Origin of the sequence: Bradyrhizobium xenonodulans (genome assembly GCF_027594865.1) — a bacterium.
GTDB lineage: Bacteria > Pseudomonadota > Alphaproteobacteria > Rhizobiales > Xanthobacteraceae > Bradyrhizobium > Bradyrhizobium xenonodulans.
Window position 1 is genome coordinate 5,399,685 of sequence record NZ_CP089391.1, and the last position, 23,464, is coordinate 5,423,148.

Here is a 23,464-nt window from a genome sequence, read left to right on the forward strand (position 1 = left end):
CATTCGCTAATCCATGAACACCACGGTCTTGCGACCATTGAGGATGACGCGATCGTCGAGGTGGTAGCGGATGGCGCGCGCGAGCACGCGGCGCTCGATGTCGCGGCCCTTGCGGACGAGATCCTCAGGCGTGTCGCGATGGCTGATGCGCTCGACGTCCTGGTCGATGATCGGGCCCTCGTCGAGGTCGCGCGTGACGTAATGCGCGGTGGCGCCGATCAGCTTGACGCCGCGCTCATGGGCCTGGTGATAGGGCTTTGCACCCTTGAAGCCCGGCAGGAACGAGTGGTGGATATTGATGCAGCGCCCCGACAGGTTTGCCGAAAGGTCGTCGGACAGGATCTGCATGTAGCGCGCGAGCACGACGAGATCGGTCCCGGTCCCGGCGACGAGATCGAGGATTTGCGCCTCCTGCTCGCGCTTGGTCTCCTTGGTCACAGGCAGATAGTGGAACGGGATGCTGCCGAAATCGAGCCCGGCGTAGACCTCGCGCGGATGGTTGGACACGATCGCGGCGAGCGTCATCGGCAGCTCGCCGGTGCGCCAGCGATAGAGGATATCGACCAGGCAGTGGTCGGATTTCGACACCAGCAGCATCACCTTGCGATGCGCGGCGCGGTCGCGCATCTGCCACTCCATGCCGAAACGCTCCGCGATCGCGGCAAAGCCGGTCTGGAGTGCCGACAGTTCCACCGCGAGGTCGGCGGCGGTGAAGACCACGCGCATGAAGAATTTCTTGGTCTCGACGTCGTCGAACTGCTGGGCGTCGAGAATATTCTGTCCGTTATGGGCGAGGAAAGTGGACACCGCCGAGACGATGCCGGGGCGATCCGGACAGGACAGGGTCAGGACATATTGATGATCGGGCATGGTTCTTGATCAAGGTTTGTGCAGCGGCGCGCGGAACAACCCGCGATTTGCGCCCTGCTCTATCACCGACCCCGCCCTTGCGCCAATCCCGATCGCGGAGTCAGGATGAATGGTCCATTGCGATTTGACTGACCGGAGCATCCCCATGGCCGACCGCTTGAACGGCACCCGCATCCTGATCCTGGAGACGCGCGAGGAGGCGCAGTTTTCCAAGCTGCTGGCCGAGCAAGGCGCCGAGGTCGTGCAGTGCCCGATGTTCACGATCGAGGATGCACCGGACCCCGCGCCAGTCGAGGCCTGGATCCGCCGCGCCATCGACAGGCCCCTCGACGACCTCGTGCTGATGACCGGCGAAGGGCTGCGGCGGATCATGAAGCTCGCCCGCGCCCGCGGGCTCGACGCGGCTCTCGTGACAGCCCTCGCCAAATCGCGAAAATTCACCCGTGGCCCCAAGCCCGGCAAGGCGCTGCGCGAGATCTCGCTCGAGGCGCAGCAGACCACGGAGAAGCCGACCACCGAGGGCGTGATCGAGATGCTGGGCAAGCTCGACCTGAAGGGGCGCCGCCTCGGCCTTCAACTCTATCCGGACAAGGATCACAGCGCGCTGACCGTCGCGCTCTCGGCGCAAGGTGCCGACGTCGATACCGTGCTGCCTTATGCCTACGATTCCAAGGCAGCGGATGCGAGCATCGTCGCCGCCATCGACGACATGGCGGAGGGACGGATCGATTCCATCGCGCTGACCAATCTTGGCCAGGTCCGTCGCCTGGTCGAGGCAGCGAAGGCGCATGGCAGCGAGGCAAAGCTGCGCGCCGGCTTCGAGCGGACGCTGATCGCATCGGTCGGCCCGGCAGTCTCGGGCGAGCTCGCCGCGCATGGCTTGCGCACGGACATCTCGCCGGCCGATGAAGCCTATTTCATGCGCCCGCTGATCTCGGCGATGGCCATAGCGCTCGCGGAGAAGCTGCCATCACGAGAGACCTGAGAGTCCTACGCGCGCAAGACACGATACACGCTGGCGTTTCCTTCAACGCCGCGAAGAGGAGCATCAAACACCGCGATTGCATGCCCGGAAAGGAGATCGCACACTCCTGGCGCCGAATACAGCGCCTCCGAGATGCAAATCTCGCACGCGTCCGCCAGCGACTGCACACGCGCGGCAACATTCACGGTCTGACCGAAATAATCCAGATTGTCGTTCAGGGTTACCGCGATGGAAGGGCCGCAATGGGCTCCAATCTTCAGGATGATGCTCGGCTCGCCATGCTCTGAGTTGTGGCGTTCAATTTCCCCCAGCATGTGGAGCGCAGCCGAAACCGCGTCCGTTGGTCGAGAGAAAACAGCCATGACCGCGTCCCCAATCGTCTTGACGATGGCCCCGGAATGTTCCTGGACGGTCGCACCGAGCAGGGCAAAATGTTCGCGGACCAGCGCATAGGCATTGAGATCGCCGAGCCGTTCGTACATGGCGGTCGAACCTTTGAGATCCGTGAACAGCAAGGTCACCTGCCGGATACCCAGCCCCTCCCTTTCGTCCACGCGTTCTGACCGGAACAGGCGACGAAACGTTTGTCTTGCAAGCAACATCCCACCGGACATGTAGGGCTCGAAATCAAGCGGCGGCTTGGTCGCTTGAGCCAGAACGTCAGGCGGCCAATTGATCAGGAGCAAGGAGCCTCGCATCGCTCCGGAGTTCTCCGTCTCGACAATGACGGGACCGGGCGGGACGGCGGCCAGCGAAGACGAAAAGCGCTGCCCGTCGTATCCAATTCGCAAGATTGTCGGCGTGGTCGTCGGCTCGCCGGCCACCCCGACCACGAACGCAGCCTGGGTTTGAATATTGACCCCCGCCAGAGCGCCGGGACCGAGCTCGCAGCGAATGGTCGTGGCGGAGCCTGGCGGCAAGAACGAAAGTCCACGAACGAACGCATGCAAATGATCGAGGAACCGGATTTGCTGGCCCGGTATCCGCGCGTCACTCAGAAATCGAAGCTTCCAATGGAAATCCTCGACCGAAAGGGAGTCGGGATCGTGAAACGGAAGCCGCCGCAGTTGGGGCGACACAGTAAACGTGACATCTATGAAGTCGTCGAGATCAGTTTCGCCAGAGACGTCGCACAAGCCGCAGACATAGTGGGTCTTGAGCGTGCGCAAGGCGCCGAAGCTATCGAGCACCATGCCGGATTGAGGACAAACAACGCCCCAGCTCATCTCGAACAGCCCGCTTCTCGTCGCGTAGAGAAACAGGTCTATGCTTTCCGGCTCCGCTATGGCGCGGTCGCGCGCGAATGCCAGAGGATTGACGCGGTAGAGCGATAAATCGTCACCGCTCCTGATGAGCGTTTCGAATTTGGAGATCACGCGGGGGCTCCAGGATCGGGCCCGCTCGATCTCGGTCATCTTGCTTTCGAGGAGCCTTTCCTGAATCTGGGTCATGGTACGCCCGGGTCATTGCCTTCGTCATGTGCGGGCCTGGTCGGGAAAACGGCGGCTGCACCTCGAGCGCACAGGCTCATGCCTTCTGGTGCCGAGGGCAGCGCGCCAACCAGGCGACGACGCCTAGCCTGCGACCTGCGAAGCAGCCGACATCAATTCCTGCGGGCTCGGCATCCCGAACATGCGATGGCCGCCTTCGGGTACCTCGGTAAAGGTCCAGCGTACGACCCCTTCCCGATCGAGCAGGAACTGGCCGAACAGCTGGCCCTGCCCGGTTGCTGCCATGCGCTGATCGGCGTCCATCATCTCGTAGCCATCCTTGTTGTTGAGCTGCTCGGCAGCCGCCAAGCGATTCATCGGCCCTGACAATTCTCCGGGAATGTCCACCTGCATGCTCGTGACCACGTCCATGCCCACCTTGCGCGGCCACTCGGTTTCCTTCTCGGTGAACTCGAGATTGGGCAGGCCGAACGCGCGATGCGACACCCGCTCGGGGTCGGACGCGGCGAGCAGATTGGGCAATGGATGATAGCGGAAGTAGAGCCGCGCGCGCTCGATGGGCGTATTCACGACCGTGAGACTTTCGACGCCCTTCTCGCGCAGCGCTGCGTCAAGTTGCGCCTGTGCCGCGATATGGCGTCGGCAGAACGGGCAATGCAGACCTCGAAACAAGCCGATCAATATCGGACTATGCCCGCGGTAATCCTCGAGAGCGATCTTTCCGTCGCGTGTGATGGCATCCAGCACGACGTTCGGTGCGCGGTCGCCCGGTTGAAGCGGTCCATCGACGTGAAGTTCTGGCATGGTTGAACTCCTTCATATGACCTAGTCAAGAAACGGCAGTACGATCAGCCCTGCGGGATCGAGCCCGTGGCGGGCGCAGACATCCTGGGCCAGCGCGAAATATCGATCGGCCTCGGGCATGTCGCCTCGATCAAGGCTCAGTGTCGCGAGACCATCATAGCATGGAAAGAGCTGCTGCGGTTCACCGGACTCGTTCGCCACCTCGATTGCCTCATTGTAGCAGCGGGCGGCCAGATCGGGGCGGAAATGGCATTGATGGATCTGCCCGAGCACGATCAAAGGCACCGATAAATGCTCGCGCTGATCGAGTGCACGATCGATCTCGATCGCCTTTTCGGCGGCCGGCACTCCCTCGTCGGTACATCGGTCCGTGAAGGTGCAACAGGCAACGGCAAAATTGGCAAGAAGACGCGCCTGGAAGCCGAGATCGCCAATACGGTGCGCGACATCGAGTCCGCGCCGGCAAACCTCGATGGCTCGCGCCGGATCGACGATCGTGTAGAGCACGCCAAGGTTGGTGTAGCCACGACACACCACGTTGAGGAGGCCGGCGGCTTCGGCGGCTGCGACACTTTGCTCCACCTCGCGTATCGCCTCCTGATATCGTCCAAGCCGCGCCAGTGCGACCCCCTTGGTATTGAGAGCCTCCGCAATGGCGCGCGCCGCCTCCAGCCCGGCCTGCTTGTCCACGTCGACCGGCACGGACCGGGCATAGCCGAGCGCCTCGTCGGCCCAACTCGCGGCGGCCACGTGATCGCCGGTGCGAAACGCGAGACGGCCGCGCTCCTGCAGGAGATGAGCCCACTCGATAGGGGCGTCGGCCCCTCCGAGCAGTTTGGCCGCCTCGGCGTAATGCGTCTCCGCCTTGATCCGCTTGCCGGCGTCCCACAGCAATCGGCCAAGCTTGCGAAGAATTCGCGCTTCGCCGATCCGGTCCCCTATGGCGCGGTGTCCCTCCAACGCGCTCTGATAGTGCTCCTCGGCCGTGTTCCGGCGGCCAGCCGCACCGCAGAGGTCCGCAATCCGCTCGTACAGGACCAGACGTTCAGGCTCCCGTTCGCCGCCGGTCGCCAGCACCGCGAGGGCCTGTTGGTAGAGACGGATGGCATCCTCATTGGCATAGGTCGCGCGCGCGCGATCGCCGGCCGCGCGCAGATAGCGCGCGCCTTTCGGCTTGCTCGCGCTCAGACTGAAGTGATGTCCGAGCAGTATGAGATCTTCGAGGCGCTCGGGCTCGTTGCCGTAGAGCCGCTCCAGCGCGGCCCCAATCCGTCCATGAAGCTCGATCCTGCGCTGCAGAAGCAGATTTTGATAGATCACGTCCTGAAGCATGGTTTGCGTGAAGCGGTAGGCCCGCAGCGAAATCGAGTTCGAGCCGGCGATCTCCTCGATGATCTCCGCGTCGCACAGAAGTTCGAGCCCTGTTTCAACCCTTGCCGGTTCGGTTGCCGCCGCACCGAGAGCCGCCGCATCAAAACGTGGGCCGATCACCGCGGCCTCCTGTGCCAGGCGGCGCACCTGATGCGGCAACCGGTCGAGGCGCGCCAGCAGCAACGCCTGAATGCTTGCCGGAATATCGGCGGCGGCTTCATCCGATTTCATCCGCCACTGCGCGCCGTCGCGCTCCAGGGCACCGGCTTCGATGAGACCGCGTATGATCTCCTCGAGGAAAAGCGGATTGCCGCCAGCGCGATCGAGGATTCGACCGAACAGACGTCCCGGCGGTTCGCGCCAACCGTGACTGAAATAGGCCGCGAGAAGCCGTTGTCCGTCAGCGTCGCCAAGCGGGGGCAGCCGGAGGGTTGCCTGACTGATCCTGCTCGAACCGAACTGGTCCAGTTCCAGCATCGGCCGATGCGTAAACAGCAGCATCAGCCGCGTCCGCTCCAGTCGGTCCATCAGGAACCGCAACGCTTCAAGAGACACCGCATCGGCCCAATGCAGATCCTCGACGATGATCAGCAGCGGCGACAGGGCCAGGCGGCGTTCGAAGACGGTGCGAATCGCGAAGAATATCTGCCGGCGGAGCTGTTCGGGCTCGACATGCCTGAGCACGGCGTTGGGGTCGCCGAGACCGAGTACGTGCAGATAGAGGGGCATCAGGCGGTCGGCCTCGTCAGTCGCGAGGCCAAGCTCCGAAAGCGCTTCGGCAACCCTCGCCTCCGCCTCTGCTGCGCCGGCCTTCTGCGCGATGCCATAGGCGCTGCGCAGCACGGCGGCGAGTGTGCCGTAGGATTGTTCGCCGAGCGGCGAGCAGGCCGCCTGCCGGACCGCCACGCCTGCGAAGCGGTCCTCGTCGCGGATGCGGGCGACGAATTCGCTGACCAGACGTGTTTTCCCGATGCCGGCTTCACCGACCAGCCGCACCAGTTGAGCCGCGCCGCCGCACGCAAGATCAAGGCTGCCGATCATGCGTGCAAGCTCGGCGTCGCGCCCGATCAGCGGCGCATTGAGGCCTAGCGTGTCGAGGCCTCGTGCCGCACGGGGCGTGTCGAGCGGCTCCTTCAGACGGTGGACCAGTACGCTGCCCATCTTGCCCTTGAGCGAAACCTCGCCAAGCGAATCGTAGGAGAACGCATGCCGCGTCAGACGGTGGGTCAACGGCCCGACCAGCACCTCGCCCGGAGCCGCCATCGACTGTAGTCGCTGGGCGGTATTCACCGTGTCGCCGGTCACGGAGTAGGATTTGGCAACGCCCACCCCCAGTCCGCCCGCGACCACGTGTCCGGTGTTGATGCCAATGTGGAGCAGCAGCGGCGCACCGGCATAGACCTTCGCACGGGCGCTGAGCTGCTCCGTCCGCTTGATCATGTCGAGGGCAGCGCGAACCGCACGCTCGGGATCATCCTCGTGCGCAGCCGGCGCGCCGAATAGCGCCAGCAGCGCATCGCCGATGAATTTGTCTACGAAGCCGCCAAAGCCTTGCACGGCCGCCGTCAGCTCCTCGAACAACTCGTTCTGAAGCGTCTGCATGACCTCGGGGTCGAGGCGTTCGCTCATCGCGGTGAAGCCGCTGAGATCGGCAAACAGCACGGTGATGGTGCGGCGGTTGGCTTCGCTGTCGATCTTGTCCGGCTGCGGTCGAAGTGCCGGTTGAGGGTCGTCCGTCGGCGCCAGCGGCGGAGACGACGCCCTGATCGGCGCTGTCTGCCGGACCTGTCCCCCGGCTTTCGGGGCTGCACCGACGAGGGCGCCGCATTTCGGGCAATACGCAAAATCCGGTGCGCATGCATAGCCGCAGCCGGGGCACGCGTTCGGCTGCTTCGTGCCGCACTTCGGGCAGAAGCCAAAGCCGCTCTGAACCTCGGAACCGCAGCAAGAGCAGTTCATGGGTCAAGTCCTCGCGGAAGCCGCGACGGCGCGATCTACTGGACCTGCCGGATAGGTCCAGGAACCTGGCAAGCATGGGCTCGCCGCTTTGGAAGAGCAAGCTGCCTTTCGATGTCGAGGATAGTGGCCCCCAGTGCTCCAGCCGCAAAAAGAACCCTCCTTCTCCGGCCGGTATCAGCCCGCGGCATCGCGCTGACCCACTACAGGGCGCCGGTCCCCACCAGCACGAACGGCGCCCAGGTTCCTGGCCGCGCGCTCTCGGTGCCCTTTGCGATCAGCGCCGAAATCGAACGGCGCAGCGCCTCGGCGCGGCCGACGTCGGGATGCGCACGCATGGCGTCGATCGCACCTGTGGTGACGGCGACCGCCGCGTCGGAGTTCACCGCCCAGTGCGACACCAGCAGCGCGCGTGCACCGGCATAGAAGAAGGCCCTCGCAAGACCGGAGAACGCCTCCGAATTGGCCGCCTGCCCGCCGGCGGTGTTGCAGGCCGACAGGATCACCCAGTCTGCGTCGAGCTTGAGGCCCGATATCTCCGACGACGAGAGATAGCCGTCATCGGTCAGTGTCGGCGCCGTTGGCGGGCTGAGGATCAACCCAGGCTCGATCGAGCCACGCACCTGTCCCGCAAGCGCGCCATGTGTGGCGAAATGCAGGATGCGATACTTCGCGAGATCACCGCTCAGGCTGAGCGCCTTCATCTTCGTCTCGGAGGCATCGCCCGCGAGGGCGACGTCGCCTTTGACGGGCGTGAAGGTGTCCGCCACCGCGCACAGTTCGAGCGCGGTTTCCGGCAGCGGCATCTGGCGCCGGAGCTGGGCGATATCGGCCGTGCCGCCCGACAGCGCATCCACGGCGCGCAAGCTCCTTTGCGCGACCTGGGTCGCCTGGGTCGGGATCGCGGCACAGCTCTGGATCTGGCGCGCCAGTTTGGCGCGTGCCAGCGCGAGCTCGCTGCGGCCATCGCCGTCGAGCACGGGATTGCCGACGCCGAGAAACGGTTTCGGCGCCATGCTCTTGCGCGCGACCTGGCGCAGCGCCCTGAGGCTGGACACGGAGGGCAAGACGGTCGTGGCAAACCGCCTGACGAGCCAGGGCGCCTTCGTGAGGTCTCCACCCGCCACGGGCTTGTCCGTCAGCAAGACCTGGAAGGGCAGCGTCGCCAACGGACCCGACGGCACCAGGATCAGCTCCTTGCCATCGATGTCGCGCGCGACCGGGCCGAGCAGCGCCTGGTAGAGTGCGAAGGCGCGCTCCTGATCGAACGGCAACGGCTCGTCTGCGCCCAGCGGCGTTTTTCGGCCGAGCTTCTGCGGACATGTGGATGCCTTGTCCAGCCATGCCTCCGCATCGAGACCGCAGCGCAGGGCGCTGACCGCTTCGTTGAGCTGCTTCTCGCCGAGATCTGCCGCATGCCAGCGCACGTCCGAACGTGTCACCGTCCAGACAAAGGTGGCGCGCGCCGTTGTCGTGAACAGCAGCATTGCCTCATTGGGTCGAAGCTGCTTCTGGACATCCTCGATCGCCACCGGCGCCTTGGTGACCAGTGCCGTATAGTCCGGAAACTGCGCAGCGATGGTACGATCCAACTCCCGGATTTGCCCCGCGATGGCCGCGGCCCGGGCCCGAAGCGCCTGCTCCGATGCCGCGTTGCGCGCCGCATCGGCTTGCGAGATCGCCGCGACGAGCATCTTGTCGGTAGCGACGGCCTGCTCGCCGAGATCCTGCCGCTCACGGACGCGGGCGGCCAGATCGCCGCGGCCATCAGCGATGCGGGCCGACATCCCTGCGATCGCCCGCGCGGCCTGCTCGTCACCGATCCATTGCGCCGCCTCGAACGCCTGCGACCGCAAGGCGCCCGCCTGCCCGCCATTGGCGGCGAGATTGTAGGCGGCAACGATCAGTCCCGGATATGGATTGGTGTCTTCATGAGCTTTCAGGTCGCCTCGGCTCTCCTCGCCGAGCTCCGCGGCACGGCGGCCGTTCTGAATCGCCGCCGCGCGCGCGAACGCATCGCGGGCTTGCTGCCAATCCTTCAGATCGAGAAAGTGGGCGCCGAGGTTCGCAAAGCTGCCAGCGACATCCGGATGCTGCTCGCCGAGAGTACGGAGACGGATATCCAGCGCGCGTTTCAACAGCGGTTCGCTCTCCTGCTGCCGGCCGGTGCTGTCCAGAACGACGGCGAGATTGTTGAGGCTGTTCGCGACCAGCGGGTGAGAGCTGCCGAGCGCCGCCTCGCGTATGGCCAGCGAGCGACGCGCGAACGGCTCGGCCTCGGCGTAACGACCGCCGTCACCCATCAGCGTCACGAGATTGTCGAGCGCGATCGCAACGTCCTGATGCGCCGGACCGAGAGCTTTCTCGCGTATGGCCAGCGATTTGCGGAACAGCTGTTCGGCTTCCTGGCTGCGGTTCAGACGCGTCCAGGCTTCGGCAAGATTGTTCAGTGCCGTCGCCACGTTCGGATGCGCCGCGCCGAAAGCCTTCTCCTGGATCGCGAGCGCGCGCGTCAGCAGCCCCTCGGCCTCGGCGTCCCGCCCCTCGCGCGAAAACACCAAGGCAAGATTGTTGAGGCTCGCCGCGACGTCGGCATGATCGGGCCCCAGCGCCTTTTCCCTGATGGCCAGAGTCCGGCGGGCCAGTTGCTCGGCCTCCTGAAGCCGCCCCTGCGCACGCCGGAGCTCGCCGAGATTGCTGAGCGTCGCCGTCAGATAGATGCTATCAGGACCATGCTGCTTCTCCTGAAGCACCAGCGCTTCGGCAAAGCTCGCCTCGGCCTGCTGCAGCCGGCCTTGCGCCCGGTTGACCTCCGCGATGTTGTTCAAGGTCACCGGAATCATGATCTCAGCCTGTCCGGGAGAGTTCCTGAAAACGACGAGTGCGCGGTTGAACAGGTCGAGCGCCTCCGTCTCCCTCATCTGGCGGTGACGGAGATTGCCGAGCTGCATCCGAGCCAGCGCCGTCGTGAGATGATCGCGGCCCAATACGCTCTCGTCGATGGCGATGGCGCGCGACATATCCTGCTCGGCCTCGCTCAACCGGTTCAGGCCCAGCTCGATCTGGCCGAGCGTGGCGAGCACCGCGGCGACGTCGGGATGATTGGGACCGAGGCTCTTCTCGCGAAACGCGAGTGCCCGCCTCAGCACGGTCTCCGCTTCGGCCGATTCGCCTTGCGCCTGGAGCGCTTGGCCGAGCACGACCAGCGTGGTTGCGGTCAGGGGCGACTGTCGCCCCGCGGTCTTCTCGGCCTCGCTAACGAGCTTTCGCGCAAGACCCACCGCCTCGCCATAACGGCCCTCCTTCGCCAGCGACGTAATGCGCTGCATCAGGGTCACCATGTCCTGCGGACCGGCGCGGCAGGGCAACACGACGACGCTCATGAAAAACAGTGCACCGAAAAGCCGCGCGGCGAGCTTTTGCCAACGTACCCACATGCTGCGATCGCTCCACTCCCCCGAGCCGGCCGACCCTTAGGGCCACAGCAAAATGAAAACTGTGTGACCGCACCATCGGATTTTGGCCGCGGCAACGGGAAATGAGGACGCGCGGAATGGTGACGCCGGCGCGTGGCAAGCCGTCCAGTATCTTCGAGCATGACGCCATGCGGCAGCTCCGATTGACATGAACACTCCCCGCGCTACGCTGACGAACGAAAAGAACAAGAATAAGGGCAGGGAATCGCCGTGACACGCGTCATCGCGTCGTGAGCGCAGCCGCGCGGCCTTCGGCGCTCGCGCCGTTCCGCATCCGCAATTATCGTTTCCAGTGGCCGTCCGATCTGCTGACCTCCTGGGCGTTCGAGGTCGAGACGCTGGTGCTCGGCTGGTACGTCCTGGTCGAGACCGGCTCGGTGCTGATGCTCACATTGCTTGCATCGCTCCAGTTCGTCGGGACACTGGTGGCGCCGGTGTTCGGCATGATCGGCGACCGCATGGGCCATCGCGATCTCCTGGTGGTGATGCGCCTTGCCTATACGGTGCTGTCGTCGACCATCATGGTTCTCGCGCTGAGCGGTCACCTCACGCCGCTGAGCGTCATGATCATCGTCGCGATCATGGGCCTGATTCGCCCGTCGGATCTCGGTGTACGCGGCGCGCTGCTTGCCGAGATCATGCCGGCCGAGCAGTTGGTGGGTGCCATCAGCGTCGCGCGCACGACCCAGGACAGCGCGCGCATCGCCGGCGCGCTGACGGGCGCCGGACTGTTTGCTCTGCTCGGCATTGGCTTCGTCTATGTGGCGATCGCCTGCCTTTACTTCGTGGCCGCACTGCTCATGCTCTGCCTGACCCGGCCGGAGAGGACCATCATCACGAGCGATCTTCCGGCCAACAGCCACGCCATCTCGCGATTGCTGGGCGATCTGAAGGAAGGCATCGTCTACGCCTGGAACGGCCCGGGAATGAGCGCGGCGCTGTGCGTCGCCTTCCTGGCCAATCTCACCGCATTTCCCTTTACCGGCGGACTATTGCCCTACATCGCGCGCGAGATCTTTCAGACCGACCAGACCGGCCTCGGTTATCTCTCGGCGAGCTTCGCAATCGGCTCGCTGACCGGCTCCATCACGCTCAGCCTCGTCGGCGGAGTGCGCATTGCCCGGCTTCTGATCGGCGCGACGCTGGCGTGGTATGCGATGCTGCTGGTGTTCGTCGAGATCAGGACCATGCCGGTGGCGATGGCCTGCCTCGTGCTCGCCGGCATCGCCCAGAGCATGTCGATGATCTCGGCCGCGGTGATCCTGATGCGCACGGCGAGCGCGCATTTGCGCGGCCGCGTCATGGGCGTCCGCATGATGGTGATCTACGGCCTGCCGCTCGGATTGCTCGCGGCCGGCAGCCTGATCGACGTCATCGGCTATTCCGCGACGGGCTCGCTCTACGCCGCCGCCGGCTTCCTCGCGATGCTGGCGATTGCGATCCACTGGCGCGCCGACCTCTGGCCGGCGCACGCCCCCGCCAACGCGCGCTAATCCCCGTAGCCGCGCAGCCGCGCGACATCGAGGATGGTGACGCCGCCATATTCCAGCCGCAGCAGCCCCTCCTTCTCCAGCCGGTTCAGCGCGCGGTTGGCGTTCTGGCGGGACATGCCGGAGAGCGCGCCGATCTCCTCCTGGGTGATCTCCAGATGCGCGGTCGATTCCGGATAGAGGATCGGATTGAACAGCGAGGCGATGCTGCGCGCGAGGCGCGCGGTGGCATCCAGCGTACGGTTGACCTCGAGCATGCCGATGAACTGGCCGAGCCGCTCGTTGAGCTGGCGGACCAGGAAGCGGTTGAAGCCGACACTGTTCTCGAACAGCCACATGAAGGCGCTGCGCTCCATCAGCGCGACGCGGCTGTTGCGCAGCGCGACGACGTCGTAGCGGCGCGGCTCGTTCTTGAGCACGCTGCCCTCGCCGAACCAGGCCCCGGCCGTGAGCCCGGCAAGGCTGGTCTCCTTGCCGTCGCGCGAGACCCCGCCCATCCGGGCAAGCCCGAAGACCATGCCGGCCCAATAGTCGAACGTGTCGCCGCGCATGAACACGGTTTCGCCGGTGCCGTAGGACCGCTCCGTGATCCCGGCACGAGCAACCTCGATCTCCGCTTGCGTGAGCTCGCGTGACCAGGCGGCGACGCGCTTCAGTTGATCCTCTGAAATCATGATCCCGAAGCCAGCCGCACCGTGTCGTTACTCCACCTTCTGCTGCATTGCAGCATATTCACTCGACCACTATCCGACGAAAGATGGAGGTCGCTGCCCACCCGAAAACTTTGTCGCAGAATTGTCAGGCCGGAGACATTTCAAAATAGCGCTTTCCCCTATTGAGGACCACCTCGGGCGATGCGGCTTTTGATCCCAAACGGGAACGAGAGCGGTGCGGCTCCGGTCGAGACCATGTGCTGCATGGCCTCACCGGCACGGCCGTACTAGGATCGGCCGGCAGAAACCGACGAAGAGCGCTGCTGAATGCGCCATCACCGGGAGGGATTTGTTTGGTGGCTACCAGTCTCGAAGTGCGCGGCGTGTCCTTGCGATTCGGCGGCGTGCGCGCGCTGACCGACGTCAGCTTCGCCATCAATACGGGCGAGCTGTTCTCGATCATCGGCCCCAACGGCGCCGGCAAGACCTCGATCGTGAACTGTATTTCCGGCCGCTACAAGCCGACCGAAGGCCAGCTGTTCTACCAGGGCCGCGACATTACCGGCCTGACGCCGAATGCGCGTCCCACGCTCGGCATCGGCCGCACCTTCCAGAACCTGGCGCTGTTCCACCATATGAGCGTGCTCGACAACATCATGGTCGGCCGTCATCACCTTCTGAAGAACAATTTCCTAACGGGCTCACTGTACTGGCTCACAGGTGCCCGCAAGGAAGAGCTCGCCCATCGCCGCAAGGTGGAAGAGATCATCGACTTCCTCGACCTCCAGTCGGTCCGCAAGGCCACCGCCGGTACCCTCCCGTATGGCCTGCGCAAGCGCGTGGAGCTTGCCCGCGCCATGGCGCTGGAGCCGCGCCTCATCCTCCTCGACGAGCCGATGGCCGGCATGAATTTCGAGGAGAAGGAGGACATGGCCCGCTACATCGTCGACCTCAACGAGGAGTTCGGGATGACGGTGGTGATGATCGAGCACGACATGGGCGTGGTGATGGACATCTCCCATCGCGTCATGGTGCTGGATTTCGGCCGCAAGATCGCCGAGGGCGACCCGGCCGCGGTGCTCGCCGACCCCCACGTCAGGCGCGCCTACCTTGGTGAAGAAGACGAGGTGCTGGTCGATCCCGACGATGCTCCGCCGGCGCAGGAGAGCGCGGCATGATGGACTACGCAGGACGCGTCGCGCAGGCCGATACCTATCCAAAGATGCTCCGGCTCAACGCCAGGGAGCACGGCAACGAGATCGCGCTGCGCGAGAAGGATCTCGGCCTCTGGCGCATCTTCACCTGGAATGATTACCACGCCCGCGTACGTGACTTTGCGCTCGGCCTCGTCGAGCTCGGCCTCGGCCGCAACGACGTGATCGGCATCATCGGCGACAACCGGCCCGACTGGGTCGCTGCAGAGATCGCAACCCACGCCATCGGCGGTTTGAGTCTCGGGCTCTATCGCGACGTGCTCGACGAGGAAGCCGCTTATCTCCTCACCTATGGCGAGGCCCAGCTCGTCTTCGCCGAGGATGAGGAACAGGTCGACAAGCTGCTCACGCTTGCCGAGCGCGTGCCGAGGCTGAAGCACATCATCTATTCCGATCCGCGCGGCATGCGGAAATATGACGACCCGCGCCTGATGTCGGCGGAAAAGTTCGCTGAGCTCGGCCGCGCCCGCGCCGCACGCGAGCCGGATCTCTACGACAAGCTCGTCGATGCCACCAAGGGCGAGGATGTCGCGATCCTCTGCACCACCTCGGGCACGACCTCGCACCCGAAGCTCGCCATGCTCGCCGCCGGCCGCGTGCTCGGCCATTGCGCGACCTATCTCGCCTTCGATCCGAAGGGTCCCGACGACGAATATGTGTCGGTGCTGCCGCTGCCCTGGATCATGGAGCAGGTCTATGTGCTCGGCAAAGGCCTGCTGTGCCGGATGAAGATCAACTTCGTCGAAGAACCTGATACGATGATGAACGATTTGCGCGAGATCGCGCCGACGTTCGTCCTCTTTGCCCCGCGCGTCTGGGAATCCATCGCCGCCGACGTCCGCGCCAAGGTGATGGATGCAACGCCGTTCAAGCAGCGCCTGTTCGATCTCGGCATGAAGTCGGGTCTGTCGGCGCTCGCAGAGGGCAAACGTTCGGGCTTCGCCGACGCCATCCTGTTCCGCGCGCTGCGCGACCGGCTCGGCTTCACCCGCCTGCGCTCGGCTGCGACCGGCGGCGCGGCGCTCGGGCCTGAGACGTTCAAGTTCTTCCAGGCCATGGGCGTGCCGCTGCGCACGCTCTATGGCCAGACCGAACTGCTGGGCGCTTACACGCTGCATCCCGAAGGCAAGGTCGATCCTGACACGACCGGCGTGCCGATGGCCGACAGCGTCGAGATCCGCATCGACAATGCCGACGTCCATGGCGTCGGCGAGATCGTGGTGCGGCACCCCAACATGTTCCTCGGCTATTACAAGAACCCCGAGGCGAGTGTTGCCGACATCAGGGATGGCTGGATGCTGTCGGGCGATGCCGGCTATTTCAACGCGAACCGCCAGCTCGTCGTCATCGACCGCATCAAGGATCTCGCCGAGACCTCGCGCGGCGAACGCTTCTCGCCGCAATTCATCGAGAACAAGCTGAAATTCTCGCCCTATATCGCCGAAGCCGTGGTGCTGGGAGCCGGCCGCGACGCGCTCGCGGCGATGATCTGCATCCGCTACTCCATCATCTCGAAATGGGCGGAGAAGAATCGCTTCTCCTTCACGACCTACAGCGACCTCGCCTCGCGGCCCGAAGTCTATGCGCTGCTCCAGAAAGAGGTCGAGACCGTCAACGCCACCTTGCCCCCGGCCCAGCGCATCTCGCGCTTCCTGCTGCTGTACAAGGAGCTCGACGCCGACGACGGCGAGCTCACCCGCACGCGCAAGGTTCGCCGCGGCGTCATCAACGAGAAATACGAAGGCATCATCGACGCCATCTATCGCGGCGATGCCGACATCCCCGTCGACACCGTGATCCGCTTCCAGGACGGCACCACGCAAAGAGTGCGCACCACGCTGCGCGTGGTGGATCTCGGGGGGCACGGGCATATGGCGGAGGCGGCGGAATGAGTTTGCTTCGAACCGAGAGCGCGATGCCGGCCGATGTGCCCTCTCCCCTTGTGGGAGAGGGCATCTCCGCCACCAGCCACGCCCTCACTCGGGTGAGGGGTCCTCTCTCCGCACCGTCACTGCCGAAGCAACCCCTCACCCGTCTTCGCTTCGCGAAGCCACCCTCTCCCACAAGGGGAGAGGGAAAGAGCACGCCGGATTTGTCAGCGAGCACCACTGCATGAACACCGCCTTTCTCATCCAGCTCCTGGTCAACGGCCTCGTGGTCGGCACGCTCTACGGCGTGGTCGCGATGTCGTTCGTGCTGATCTACAAGGCGACGCAGGTCGTCAATTTTGCGCAAGGCGAGTTGCTGCTGGTCGGCGCCTGGGTGTGCTGGGCGCTGCTCGCGAAATACCAAGTGCCGTTCTGGATCGGCATGCCGATGACGCTGGTGTTCATGTTCGTGTTCGGCATCGCGGTCCAGGTCCTGATCCTGCGGCCCATGATCGGCGAGCCCATCATCTCCGTAATCATGGTAACGATCGGCCTCTCCACGGTGCTCCAGGCGACGCTGAAATGGATGTTCGGCGTCAATCCGCAGCCGTTCCCGCGCGTGTTCGAGAGCCAGTCAGTCAGCCTGCTCGGGCTTCAGGTCCAGACCGTCTATGTCATGAGCCTCGTGGTCTCGGTCGCGATGATGATCGGCATGGCCTGGTTCTTCCGCGCTTCGAAATACGGCCTCGCGATGCGCGCCACTGCGTTCAATCAGCAGGTGGCGCAGTCGCTCGGCATCTCCGTGAAAAGCGTGTTCGCGATGGCCTGGGCGATCTCGGCCACGGTGTCCGCGGTCGCGGGCGTCGTGGTCGCCGTGGTCAACGGCGTATCCTCGGGCCTTGCCGCCTACGGCATCAAGGTGTTCCCGGCGGCGATCCTCGGTGGGCTCGATTCCGTCGGCGGCGCCGTGCTCGGCGGCATCATCATCGGGCTGCTCGAGAATGTCGCGCAATATGTCGACAGCGAGTATCTGCACTGGGGCAATCTCTACGAGATCGCGCCGTTCTACGTCCTCATCATCGTGCTGATGATCAAGCCCTACGGCCTGTTCGGCACCCACGACATCGAGCGGATCTGATTCATGGCCGGCCCTGCCCTCATCCCCGCTGGTGATTTCCGCACCTCCTATGCCGCGGACACCACGATCTTCCCGACCTCGACCAGCCGCAACTTCGCGATCGCGGGCGCGCTGCTGCTGTGCCTCGCGCCGCAGTTCTTCAGCGGCTACTGGCTCAGCATCCTGATCCAGATCGGCATCTTCTCGATCGCGGCACTGGGGCTGAACATCCTGGTCGGCTTCACCGGCCAGATCTCGATCGGTCACGCCGCCTTCTTCCTGCTCGGCGCCTTCACCTCGGCCTACATCTCCAACAACGCGCCGATCCCGGTGTTCTTCGCGATTCCACTCGCCGGCGTGGTCACCGCGCTGGTCGGGCTGATCTTCGGCATTCCGGCGGCGCGGCTGAAGGGGCTGTATCTCGTCATCGCGACCCTCGCCGCGCAATACATCCTGCTCGACTTCTTCTCCCGCGCCGAGTGGTTCACCGGCGGCTCGGTGCCGGCGAGTGCAAACCCGTTTTCGATCTTCGGCTTCACGCTGCGCGGCGACAAGCAGTATTTCTACGTCGTGCTGGCCTATGTGCTCGCAAGCTACATCCTCGTCACCAATCTGATGCGCACGCGCGATGGCCGCGCGCTGGTGGCGATCCGCGACCATTATCTCTCCGCCGAGATCATGGGCATCAACCTCACCAAATACCGTACGCTGTCGTTCGGCCTTGCCGCGTTCTTCGCCGGCATCGCCGGCGCGCTCTATGCGCATTACCAGCTCGTGGTCTCGCAGGAGGGTTTCGGCATCGAGCGCTCGATCCTGTTCCTCGCCATGATCATCATCGGCGGCACCGGCTCGATCATGGGCACGCTGATGGGCACGGCTTTCGTGGTGCTGTTGCCCGAGGCGATGGAGTTCATCAGCCACTATTTGAAGGGCGGCGCCATCGACAAGGCGCTGTCGCTCAATACCAATATTACCTTTCTGCGCGAGATCGCGATCGGGGTGATCATCATCGCGTTCCTGATGTTCGAGCCTGACGGCCTCGCCCATCGCTGGCGGCAGATCAAGGCGTACTGGAAACTCTACCCGTTCTCGCACTGAGCGCGGTAAATTCACTACCAACGAATAAAACAGGAGGAGGCAACCCATGAAGACAAAATCCCTTTTGAGCACCGCGTCGCTCGCTCTTGCCATCGCAGCCTTTTCTGCAAGCGCACAGGCGCAGATCGCGATCGGCCATCTCGCCGATTATTCCGGGGGCACCTCCGACGTCGGCACGCCCTACGGCCAGGCCGTCGCCGACACCTTTGCGTGGGTCAACAAAAACGGCGGCGTCGGCGGCAAGCAGCTCAATGTCGACACCAACGACTACGGCTACCAGGTGCCGCGCGCGATCGCGCTCTACAAGAAGTGGTCGGCGCCGGACAGCAAGGTCGCCGCGATCATGGGCTGGGGTACCGCAGACACCGAGGCGCTGACCGGCTTCCTTGCCCAGGACAAGATCCCCGACCTCTCCGGCTCCTATGCTGCTGCCCTCACCGATCCCGAAGGCGTCAGCGGCAAGGCCAAACCCGCGCCCTACAATTTCTTCTATGGCCCAAGCTATTCGGACTCGCTGCGCGCGATGCTGATGTGGGCGGCTGAAGACTGGAAGGCCAAGGGCAAGCCCGGCAAGCCGAAATTCGTCCACATGGGCGCCAACCATCCCTATCCGAACGCGCCGAAGGCCGCCGGCGAAGCCATGGCGCAGGAGCTCGGCTTCGAAGTGCTGCCGCCGCTGGTGTTCGCGCTGACGCCGGGTGACTACAGCGCGCAGTGCCTGAGCCTGAAGTCCACCGGCGCCAACTACGCCTATCTCGGCAACACCGCCGCCTCCAACATCTCGGTGATGAAGGCCTGCAAGACTGCGGGCGTCGAGGTGCAGTTCCTCGGCAATGTATGGGGCATGGACGAAAACGCCGCCAAGACGGCAGGGGATGCCGCCAACGGCGTGATCTTCCCCTTGCGCACCGCAGTGAGCTGGGGCGGCGACGCGCCCGGCATGAAGACGGTGATGGAGATCTCGAAGATGTCCGACCCCACCGGCAAGGTCTATCGCCCGGTGCACTACGTCGCGGCCGTCTGCTCGGCGCTCTACATGAAGGAGGCGCTTGACTGGGCTGCCAAGAACGGCGGCGCCACCGGCGATAACGTCGCCAAGGGCTTCTACCAGAAGAAGGACTGGGTGCCGGCGGGAATGGAAGGCGTCTGCAATCCCTCGACCTGGACCGACAAGGACCACCGCGGCACGCTGAAGGTCGACCTCTATCGCACCAAGATCGCGGGCGCGACCGACGGCGAGCTCAATGACCTCATGGCCAAGGGCGCGATCAAGCTCGAGAAGGTCAAGACCATCGAGCTGCCGCGCAAGCCGGAACTGCTGGGGTGGTGAACCTCACTATTCCCTCGCACGCAACTGTCATCCCCCGCCTTGTGCGCAGTGCGCACTGGAGCGGGGGATCCAGTACGCCGCGCCCTCTCGGGGAACGTCAGGCGTCTCTGGAATACTGGGTCACCCGCCTGCGCGGGTGACGACAGCGGAGATTGAAGACGCATGTCCCAAACGATTGAAGCGACCCACCCCACTCCTGCCGCGGTGCCGGCGCCTGCCCTCCTCGCCGTGCGCAACATCGAGGTCGTCTATGACGACGTCATCCTGGTGCTGCGCGGCCTCAGCCTCGACGTGCCCAAGGGCGCGATCGTGGCGCTGCTGGGTGCCAACGGCGCCGGCAAGTCGACGACGCTGAAAGCGATCTCGGGGCTGCTCAAGACCGAGGACGGCGAGGTCACGCGCGGCGAGATCCTGTTCGAGGGCGAGCGGATCAACGGCATCGATCCCGACAAAATCGTCCGCCGCGGCATCTTCCAGGTGATGGAGGGACGGCGCATCGTCGCCGACATGACGTCGCTGGAGAACCTCAAGCTCGGCGCCTTCACCCGCAGGGACCGCGAGGTCGATGCCGATCTCGACATGGTCTTCAACTATTTCCCGCGCCTGAAGGAGCGCACCGGCCTTGCCGGCTATCTCTCCGGTGGCGAGCAGCAGATGCTCGCGATCGGCCGCGCGCTGATGGCGCGCCCGAAGATGATCCTGATGGACGAGCCGTCGATGGGCCTGTCGCCGCTGCTGGTGAAAGAGGTGTTCTCCATCATCCAGAAGATCAACCGCGATCTCGGCGTCACCATCCTCTTGGTCGAGCAGAACGCGCGCGCTGCGCTGTCGGTCGCGAGCCACGGCTACATCATGGAGCAGGGCAAGGTCGTGCTCGACGGCACCGCGGACGAGCTCCGCGACAACGAGGACGTCAAGGAATTCTACCTCGGCGGTGCCGGCGACCAGCGCAAGAGTTTCAAGAACCTCAAGAGCTTCAAGCGGCGCAAGCGCTGGCTCTAATCCAGCACCTGCTCCGCTTCCGTGACTGCACAGAGAACATGATAGAACGACGACGCAGGAATGGTGTCGACCAGCGATTTGCCGTCGCGATCAAACTGGTCGTACCAGCCACCCTTGACGGGATGGCTGAGGTAATGCCGTTCGAGCCGCGCCAGCGCCGCGCGCGCCTCGTCCGCCGCACCGACCTCGCCGGATTCGGCCTGCGCGATCCACGCCTTCGCCATCTCGGTCTGCGGCCACAGCCGTCGCGTGCTGCGACGGATGCCGCCACTGGCATCGCCCTCGTCGACGAGGCAGCCGGTCGCCTCGTCGCGATAGCGCAGCGCCGTCGCCAGCAGCTCGGCACGGCGCTGCCCGGTCGGGCATCCCGTGATGCGCTCGAATCCCTTCAAGAGCCAAACCCACTCCGCCTGGTGGCCAGGCTCGACGCTGACCGGCTCGATCTTCGACCAGTCCTCCTCGAAATACTCCGTCAATATCCGCTTCTGCTTGTCGTAGAGATTGGCGAGGAACAGCGCGAAGAACTCGCCGGCGCGATTCTGGAACGACAGATCGTGGGTCGCGTCGAAGCACGCGATCATCGCCTCGAACAGATGCATATGCGGATTCTGCCGCCGCGGCAGCGAGACCGGCAGGCTCTCGTGCACGCCGCCATGCGGCGAGCGCAGATGGCCGTCGAGGAAGGCCAGCAGCGCGCCGATCTCGGCGCGGATTTGCGCGTCCTGGTCGAGCGCGTAGACGGTCGCGAGCGCAAACAGGATGAAGGCGTGGTCATAGGCATCGCGCCGGCCGTCCAGCACCGCTCCCTCCGGCGTCAGCCGGTGCACGTAGCCGGGCTTGCCGTCGGGCGCCTTCGCGCGTCCCAGCAGATGCTCCAGCCCCTTCAGCGCGATGGCGCGCCCGTCCGGATACCATCCCATCTGCGCCGCCTTGGCGTAGCACCAGATCTGACGAGCCTGCACGAACACCCGCCGCGGCGCGGCTGCATCCGCCGTGCCGTCATGGTGCAGCCGGTCGATGAACCCGCCTGCGGCGTGGTCCCAGCCGACGGTCGACCACAGCGGCAACGCCTCGTCGATCATGCGGCGCTTCAGGCGTGCAACGACGTCGTCCGCCGCCATGATTCCCTCGTCCGCCATCGCGTCCTCTTCAAGCCTTACCCATGGCCGTTTGATAGCCATGCCGGCGGCGGCGCGCAACGGATGCCAACCCGGAAAGACCCGCCATGACCGCCCATTACGATGCCCGCGAGACGCGCGAACAGGCCGCGCGCGAGGCCGAGCTGTTCGCCCGCCTGCCGGAGGTGCTGCGCAGCGCGATGGCCGCGCCCGCCTATGCCGAGCGGCTGAAGGGCGTCGATCCGGCCGCCGTGACCTCCAGGGCGGCGCTGGCGGGCCTGCCGGTGCTGCGCAAGTCGGAACTGCCTGTCCTGCACAAGGCCTCAGCGCCCTTCGGAGGCTTCGTGGCGGCAGCCCCCGGCTCGTTCGCACGCCTCTTCACCTCCCCGGGGCCCATTTTCGAGCCGGAGGGCCGGCACGCCGATCCCTGGCGCGGCGCACGGGCGCTGTTCGCGGCGGGGTTCCGGCCCGACGATATCGTGCTCAACACGTTCAGCTACCACCTCACCCCCGGCGGCTTCATCTTCGACGCCTCGGCGCGCGCGCTCGGCTGTGCGGTGATCCCGGCCGGCCCCGGCAATACCGAGCAGCAGTTCGAGCTGATCGAGGCCTACCGTCCGGTGGGCTACAGTGGCACGCCGGACTTTTTGAAGATTCTGCTCGATGCCGCGGCAAGCTCAGGCCGCGACGTCTCGTCGATCAAGCGCGCGCTGGTCTCGGGGGCCGCCTTCCCGCCCTCGCTCCAGGCCGAGATCAAGGCGCGCGGCATCGACGCCTACCAGGCCTTCGGCACCGCCGATCTCGGCCTCATCGCCTTCGAGACGGAGGCACGCGAGGGCATGGTCGTGAACGAGGATCTGATCATGGAGATCGTCAAACCCGGCACCGGCGATCCCGTCGCGCCGGGGGATGTCGGCGAGATCGTGGTGACGTCGCTCGACCCGCATCATCCCTGGATTCGCCTAGCGCTCGGCGACCTCACCGCAGCACTGCCCGGCCCGAGCAAATGCGGCCGCACCAACATGCGCATCAAGGGCTGGATGGGCCGCGCCGACCAGACCACCAAGGTCAAGGGCATGTTCGTCCGCCCCGAGCAGGTGGCCGAGATCGGCAAGCGCCATGCCGCGCTCGGCCGCCTGCGCCTCGTCGTCACGCGCCAGGGCGAGACCGACGCGATGACGCTGAAGGCCGAAATAGCGGGCGCGAGCGACAGCTTGCGCGAGGAGATCGCCGGCACCTTGCGCGCGGTGACGAAACTCGGCGGCAATGTCGAGCTGGTGAACCCGGGCGCGCTGCCGAACGACGGCAAGGTGATTGCGGACGAACGATGAGGTTCGGTTGTCCGAATGGAAATTTCGCTTTGATGGGCAAACGCCCGCGTCCTTCCTCTGAGGAGGTCGAGAGCAAGAGCCATATGCACGCCAAATGAGCGGCAGTCTTGGCGCCATTCCGGGGGCGATTGGAGCGCAGGATCCGCCTGGGCAGGGGAGACGCCGCACACTTCGTGCTGGCAAGTTTCTTGCGGGACCGATCATCCTCTCAGGTGAATTTTCGGTGAATGCACCGTTCAGCTCTCGTTCCACTTGAACTACAATACTTCCTGCTACAACACTTCCTGCTACAACCCGATCCGTGGGAGAAGCCATGTTCATTCGTGCGAT

Annotated in this window: 16 protein-coding genes; 9 read left to right on the top strand and 7 right to left on the bottom strand. The window is 64.8% G+C overall.

All coding sequences use genetic code 11. The features are described from left to right. Nucleotides 1-6 precede the first annotated feature (6 nt). Entirely contained in the window at nt 7-870 is an 864-nt protein-coding gene (purU, locus tag I3J27_RS25785) for a formyltetrahydrofolate deformylase (RefSeq protein ID WP_270161699.1), read from the bottom strand. Between the two features lie 145 nt (nt 871-1,015). Here purU and I3J27_RS25790 point away from each other — a divergent pair, with 145 nt between their 5' ends. Next, nucleotides 1,016-1,855 (top strand): uroporphyrinogen-III synthase, encoded by an 840-nt coding sequence (locus I3J27_RS25790; protein WP_270161700.1) that lies wholly within the window; start codon nt 1,016-1,018, stop codon nt 1,853-1,855. A gap of 5 nt (nt 1,856-1,860) precedes the next feature. Here I3J27_RS25790 and I3J27_RS25795 read toward each other — a convergent pair whose 3' ends face one another. The 4 genes from I3J27_RS25795 to I3J27_RS25810 form a co-directional block, all read right to left on the bottom strand. Then, nucleotides 1,861-3,306 (bottom strand): adenylate/guanylate cyclase domain-containing protein, encoded by a 1,446-nt coding sequence (locus tag I3J27_RS25795; protein ID WP_270161701.1) that lies wholly within the window; start codon nt 3,304-3,306, stop codon nt 1,861-1,863. 123 nt (nt 3,307-3,429) lie between these two features. Then, nucleotides 3,430-4,110, bottom strand: coding sequence for a redoxin domain-containing protein (locus I3J27_RS25800; protein WP_270161702.1), 681 nt, complete (start codon nt 4,108-4,110; stop codon nt 3,430-3,432). A gap of 21 nt (nt 4,111-4,131) precedes the next feature. After that, on the bottom strand, nt 4,132-7,440 hold the full coding sequence (locus I3J27_RS25805) for an adenylate/guanylate cyclase domain-containing protein (RefSeq protein WP_270161703.1): 3,309 nt from the start codon (nt 7,438-7,440) through the stop codon (nt 4,132-4,134). Between the two features lie 200 nt (nt 7,441-7,640). Next, nucleotides 7,641-10,874 (bottom strand): CHAT domain-containing tetratricopeptide repeat protein, encoded by a 3,234-nt coding sequence (locus tag I3J27_RS25810; RefSeq protein ID WP_270161704.1) that lies wholly within the window; start codon nt 10,872-10,874, stop codon nt 7,641-7,643. Nucleotides 10,875-11,143: 269 nt separating this feature from the next. Between I3J27_RS25810 and I3J27_RS25815 the strand changes: the two genes are divergently transcribed. After that, a complete protein-coding gene (locus I3J27_RS25815; RefSeq protein WP_270161705.1) occupies nt 11,144-12,406 on the top strand; it encodes an MFS transporter in 1,263 nt (420 codons plus the stop codon). Here I3J27_RS25815 and I3J27_RS25820 read toward each other — a convergent pair. Then, entirely contained in the window at nt 12,403-13,077 is a 675-nt protein-coding gene (locus tag I3J27_RS25820; RefSeq protein WP_270161706.1) for a Crp/Fnr family transcriptional regulator, read from the bottom strand. The genes I3J27_RS25815 and I3J27_RS25820 overlap by 4 nt on opposite strands. 335 nt (nt 13,078-13,412) lie before the next feature. Here I3J27_RS25820 and I3J27_RS25825 point away from each other — a divergent pair, with 335 nt between their 5' ends. The 6 genes from I3J27_RS25825 (at nt 13,413) to I3J27_RS25850 (ending at nt 20,685) form a co-directional block, all read left to right on the top strand. After that, complete coding sequence (locus tag I3J27_RS25825; RefSeq protein WP_270161707.1) at nt 13,413-14,234, top strand: ABC transporter ATP-binding protein; 822 nt, start codon at nt 13,413-13,415, stop codon at nt 14,232-14,234. Continuing rightward, nucleotides 14,231-16,162, top strand: coding sequence for a long-chain fatty acid--CoA ligase (locus tag I3J27_RS25830; RefSeq protein WP_270161708.1), 1,932 nt, complete (start codon nt 14,231-14,233; stop codon nt 16,160-16,162). The genes I3J27_RS25825 and I3J27_RS25830 overlap by 4 nt, the downstream gene beginning before the upstream one ends. Before the next feature lie 220 nt (nt 16,163-16,382). Next, nucleotides 16,383-17,276, top strand: coding sequence for a branched-chain amino acid ABC transporter permease (locus I3J27_RS25835; protein WP_270161709.1), 894 nt, complete (start codon nt 16,383-16,385; stop codon nt 17,274-17,276). A 3-nt stretch (nt 17,277-17,279) separates the two neighbouring features. Beyond that, nucleotides 17,280-18,353, top strand: coding sequence for a branched-chain amino acid ABC transporter permease (locus I3J27_RS25840; RefSeq protein WP_270161710.1), 1,074 nt, complete (start codon nt 17,280-17,282; stop codon nt 18,351-18,353). 46 nt (nt 18,354-18,399) lie between these two features. Further along, on the top strand, nt 18,400-19,683 hold the full coding sequence (locus I3J27_RS25845) for an ABC transporter substrate-binding protein (protein ID WP_270161711.1): 1,284 nt from the start codon (nt 18,400-18,402) through the stop codon (nt 19,681-19,683). A 162-nt stretch (nt 19,684-19,845) separates the two neighbouring features. Then, complete coding sequence (locus I3J27_RS25850) at nt 19,846-20,685, top strand: ABC transporter ATP-binding protein (RefSeq protein ID WP_270161712.1); 840 nt, start codon at nt 19,846-19,848, stop codon at nt 20,683-20,685. Here the strand turns inward: I3J27_RS25850 and I3J27_RS25855 are convergent. After that, nucleotides 20,682-21,824 (bottom strand): AGE family epimerase/isomerase, encoded by a 1,143-nt coding sequence (locus I3J27_RS25855; RefSeq protein ID WP_270161713.1) that lies wholly within the window; start codon nt 21,822-21,824, stop codon nt 20,682-20,684. The genes I3J27_RS25850 and I3J27_RS25855 overlap by 4 nt on opposite strands. 86 nt (nt 21,825-21,910) lie before the next feature. Between I3J27_RS25855 and I3J27_RS25860 the strand changes: the two genes are divergently transcribed. Further along, complete coding sequence (locus tag I3J27_RS25860) at nt 21,911-23,134, top strand: phenylacetate--CoA ligase family protein (RefSeq protein WP_270161714.1); 1,224 nt, start codon at nt 21,911-21,913, stop codon at nt 23,132-23,134. Nucleotides 23,135-23,464 lie beyond the last annotated feature (330 nt).

Excerpts from the sequence above, each read along its gene's own strand:
- I3J27_RS25820 (WP_270161706.1), bottom strand. The coding sequence starts at position 13,077 with ATGATTTCAGAGGATCAACTGAAGCGCGTCGCCGCCTGGTCACGCGAG.
- I3J27_RS25855 (WP_270161713.1), bottom strand. The coding sequence starts at position 21,824 with ATGGCGGACGAGGGAATCATGGCGGCGGACGACGTCGTTGCACGCCTG.
- I3J27_RS25810 (WP_270161704.1), bottom strand. The coding sequence starts at position 10,874 with ATGTGGGTACGTTGGCAAAAGCTCGCCGCGCGGCTTTTCGGTGCACTG.
- I3J27_RS25830 (WP_270161708.1), top strand. The coding sequence starts at position 14,231 with ATGATGGACTACGCAGGACGCGTCGCGCAGGCCGATACCTATCCAAAG.
- I3J27_RS25795 (WP_270161701.1), bottom strand. The coding sequence starts at position 3,306 with ATGACCCAGATTCAGGAAAGGCTCCTCGAAAGCAAGATGACCGAGATC.
- I3J27_RS25850 (WP_270161712.1), top strand. The coding sequence starts at position 19,846 with ATGTCCCAAACGATTGAAGCGACCCACCCCACTCCTGCCGCGGTGCCG.
- I3J27_RS25860 (WP_270161714.1), top strand. The coding sequence starts at position 21,911 with ATGACCGCCCATTACGATGCCCGCGAGACGCGCGAACAGGCCGCGCGC.
- I3J27_RS25790 (WP_270161700.1), top strand. The coding sequence starts at position 1,016 with ATGGCCGACCGCTTGAACGGCACCCGCATCCTGATCCTGGAGACGCGC.
- I3J27_RS25845 (WP_270161711.1), top strand. The coding sequence starts at position 18,400 with ATGAAGACAAAATCCCTTTTGAGCACCGCGTCGCTCGCTCTTGCCATC.
- I3J27_RS25805 (WP_270161703.1), bottom strand. The coding sequence starts at position 7,440 with ATGAACTGCTCTTGCTGCGGTTCCGAGGTTCAGAGCGGCTTTGGCTTC.
- I3J27_RS25835 (WP_270161709.1), top strand. The coding sequence starts at position 16,383 with ATGAACACCGCCTTTCTCATCCAGCTCCTGGTCAACGGCCTCGTGGTC.
- I3J27_RS25840 (WP_270161710.1), top strand. The coding sequence starts at position 17,280 with ATGGCCGGCCCTGCCCTCATCCCCGCTGGTGATTTCCGCACCTCCTAT.
- purU (WP_270161699.1), bottom strand. The coding sequence starts at position 870 with ATGCCCGATCATCAATATGTCCTGACCCTGTCCTGTCCGGATCGCCCC.
- I3J27_RS25800 (WP_270161702.1), bottom strand. The coding sequence starts at position 4,110 with ATGCCAGAACTTCACGTCGATGGACCGCTTCAACCGGGCGACCGCGCA.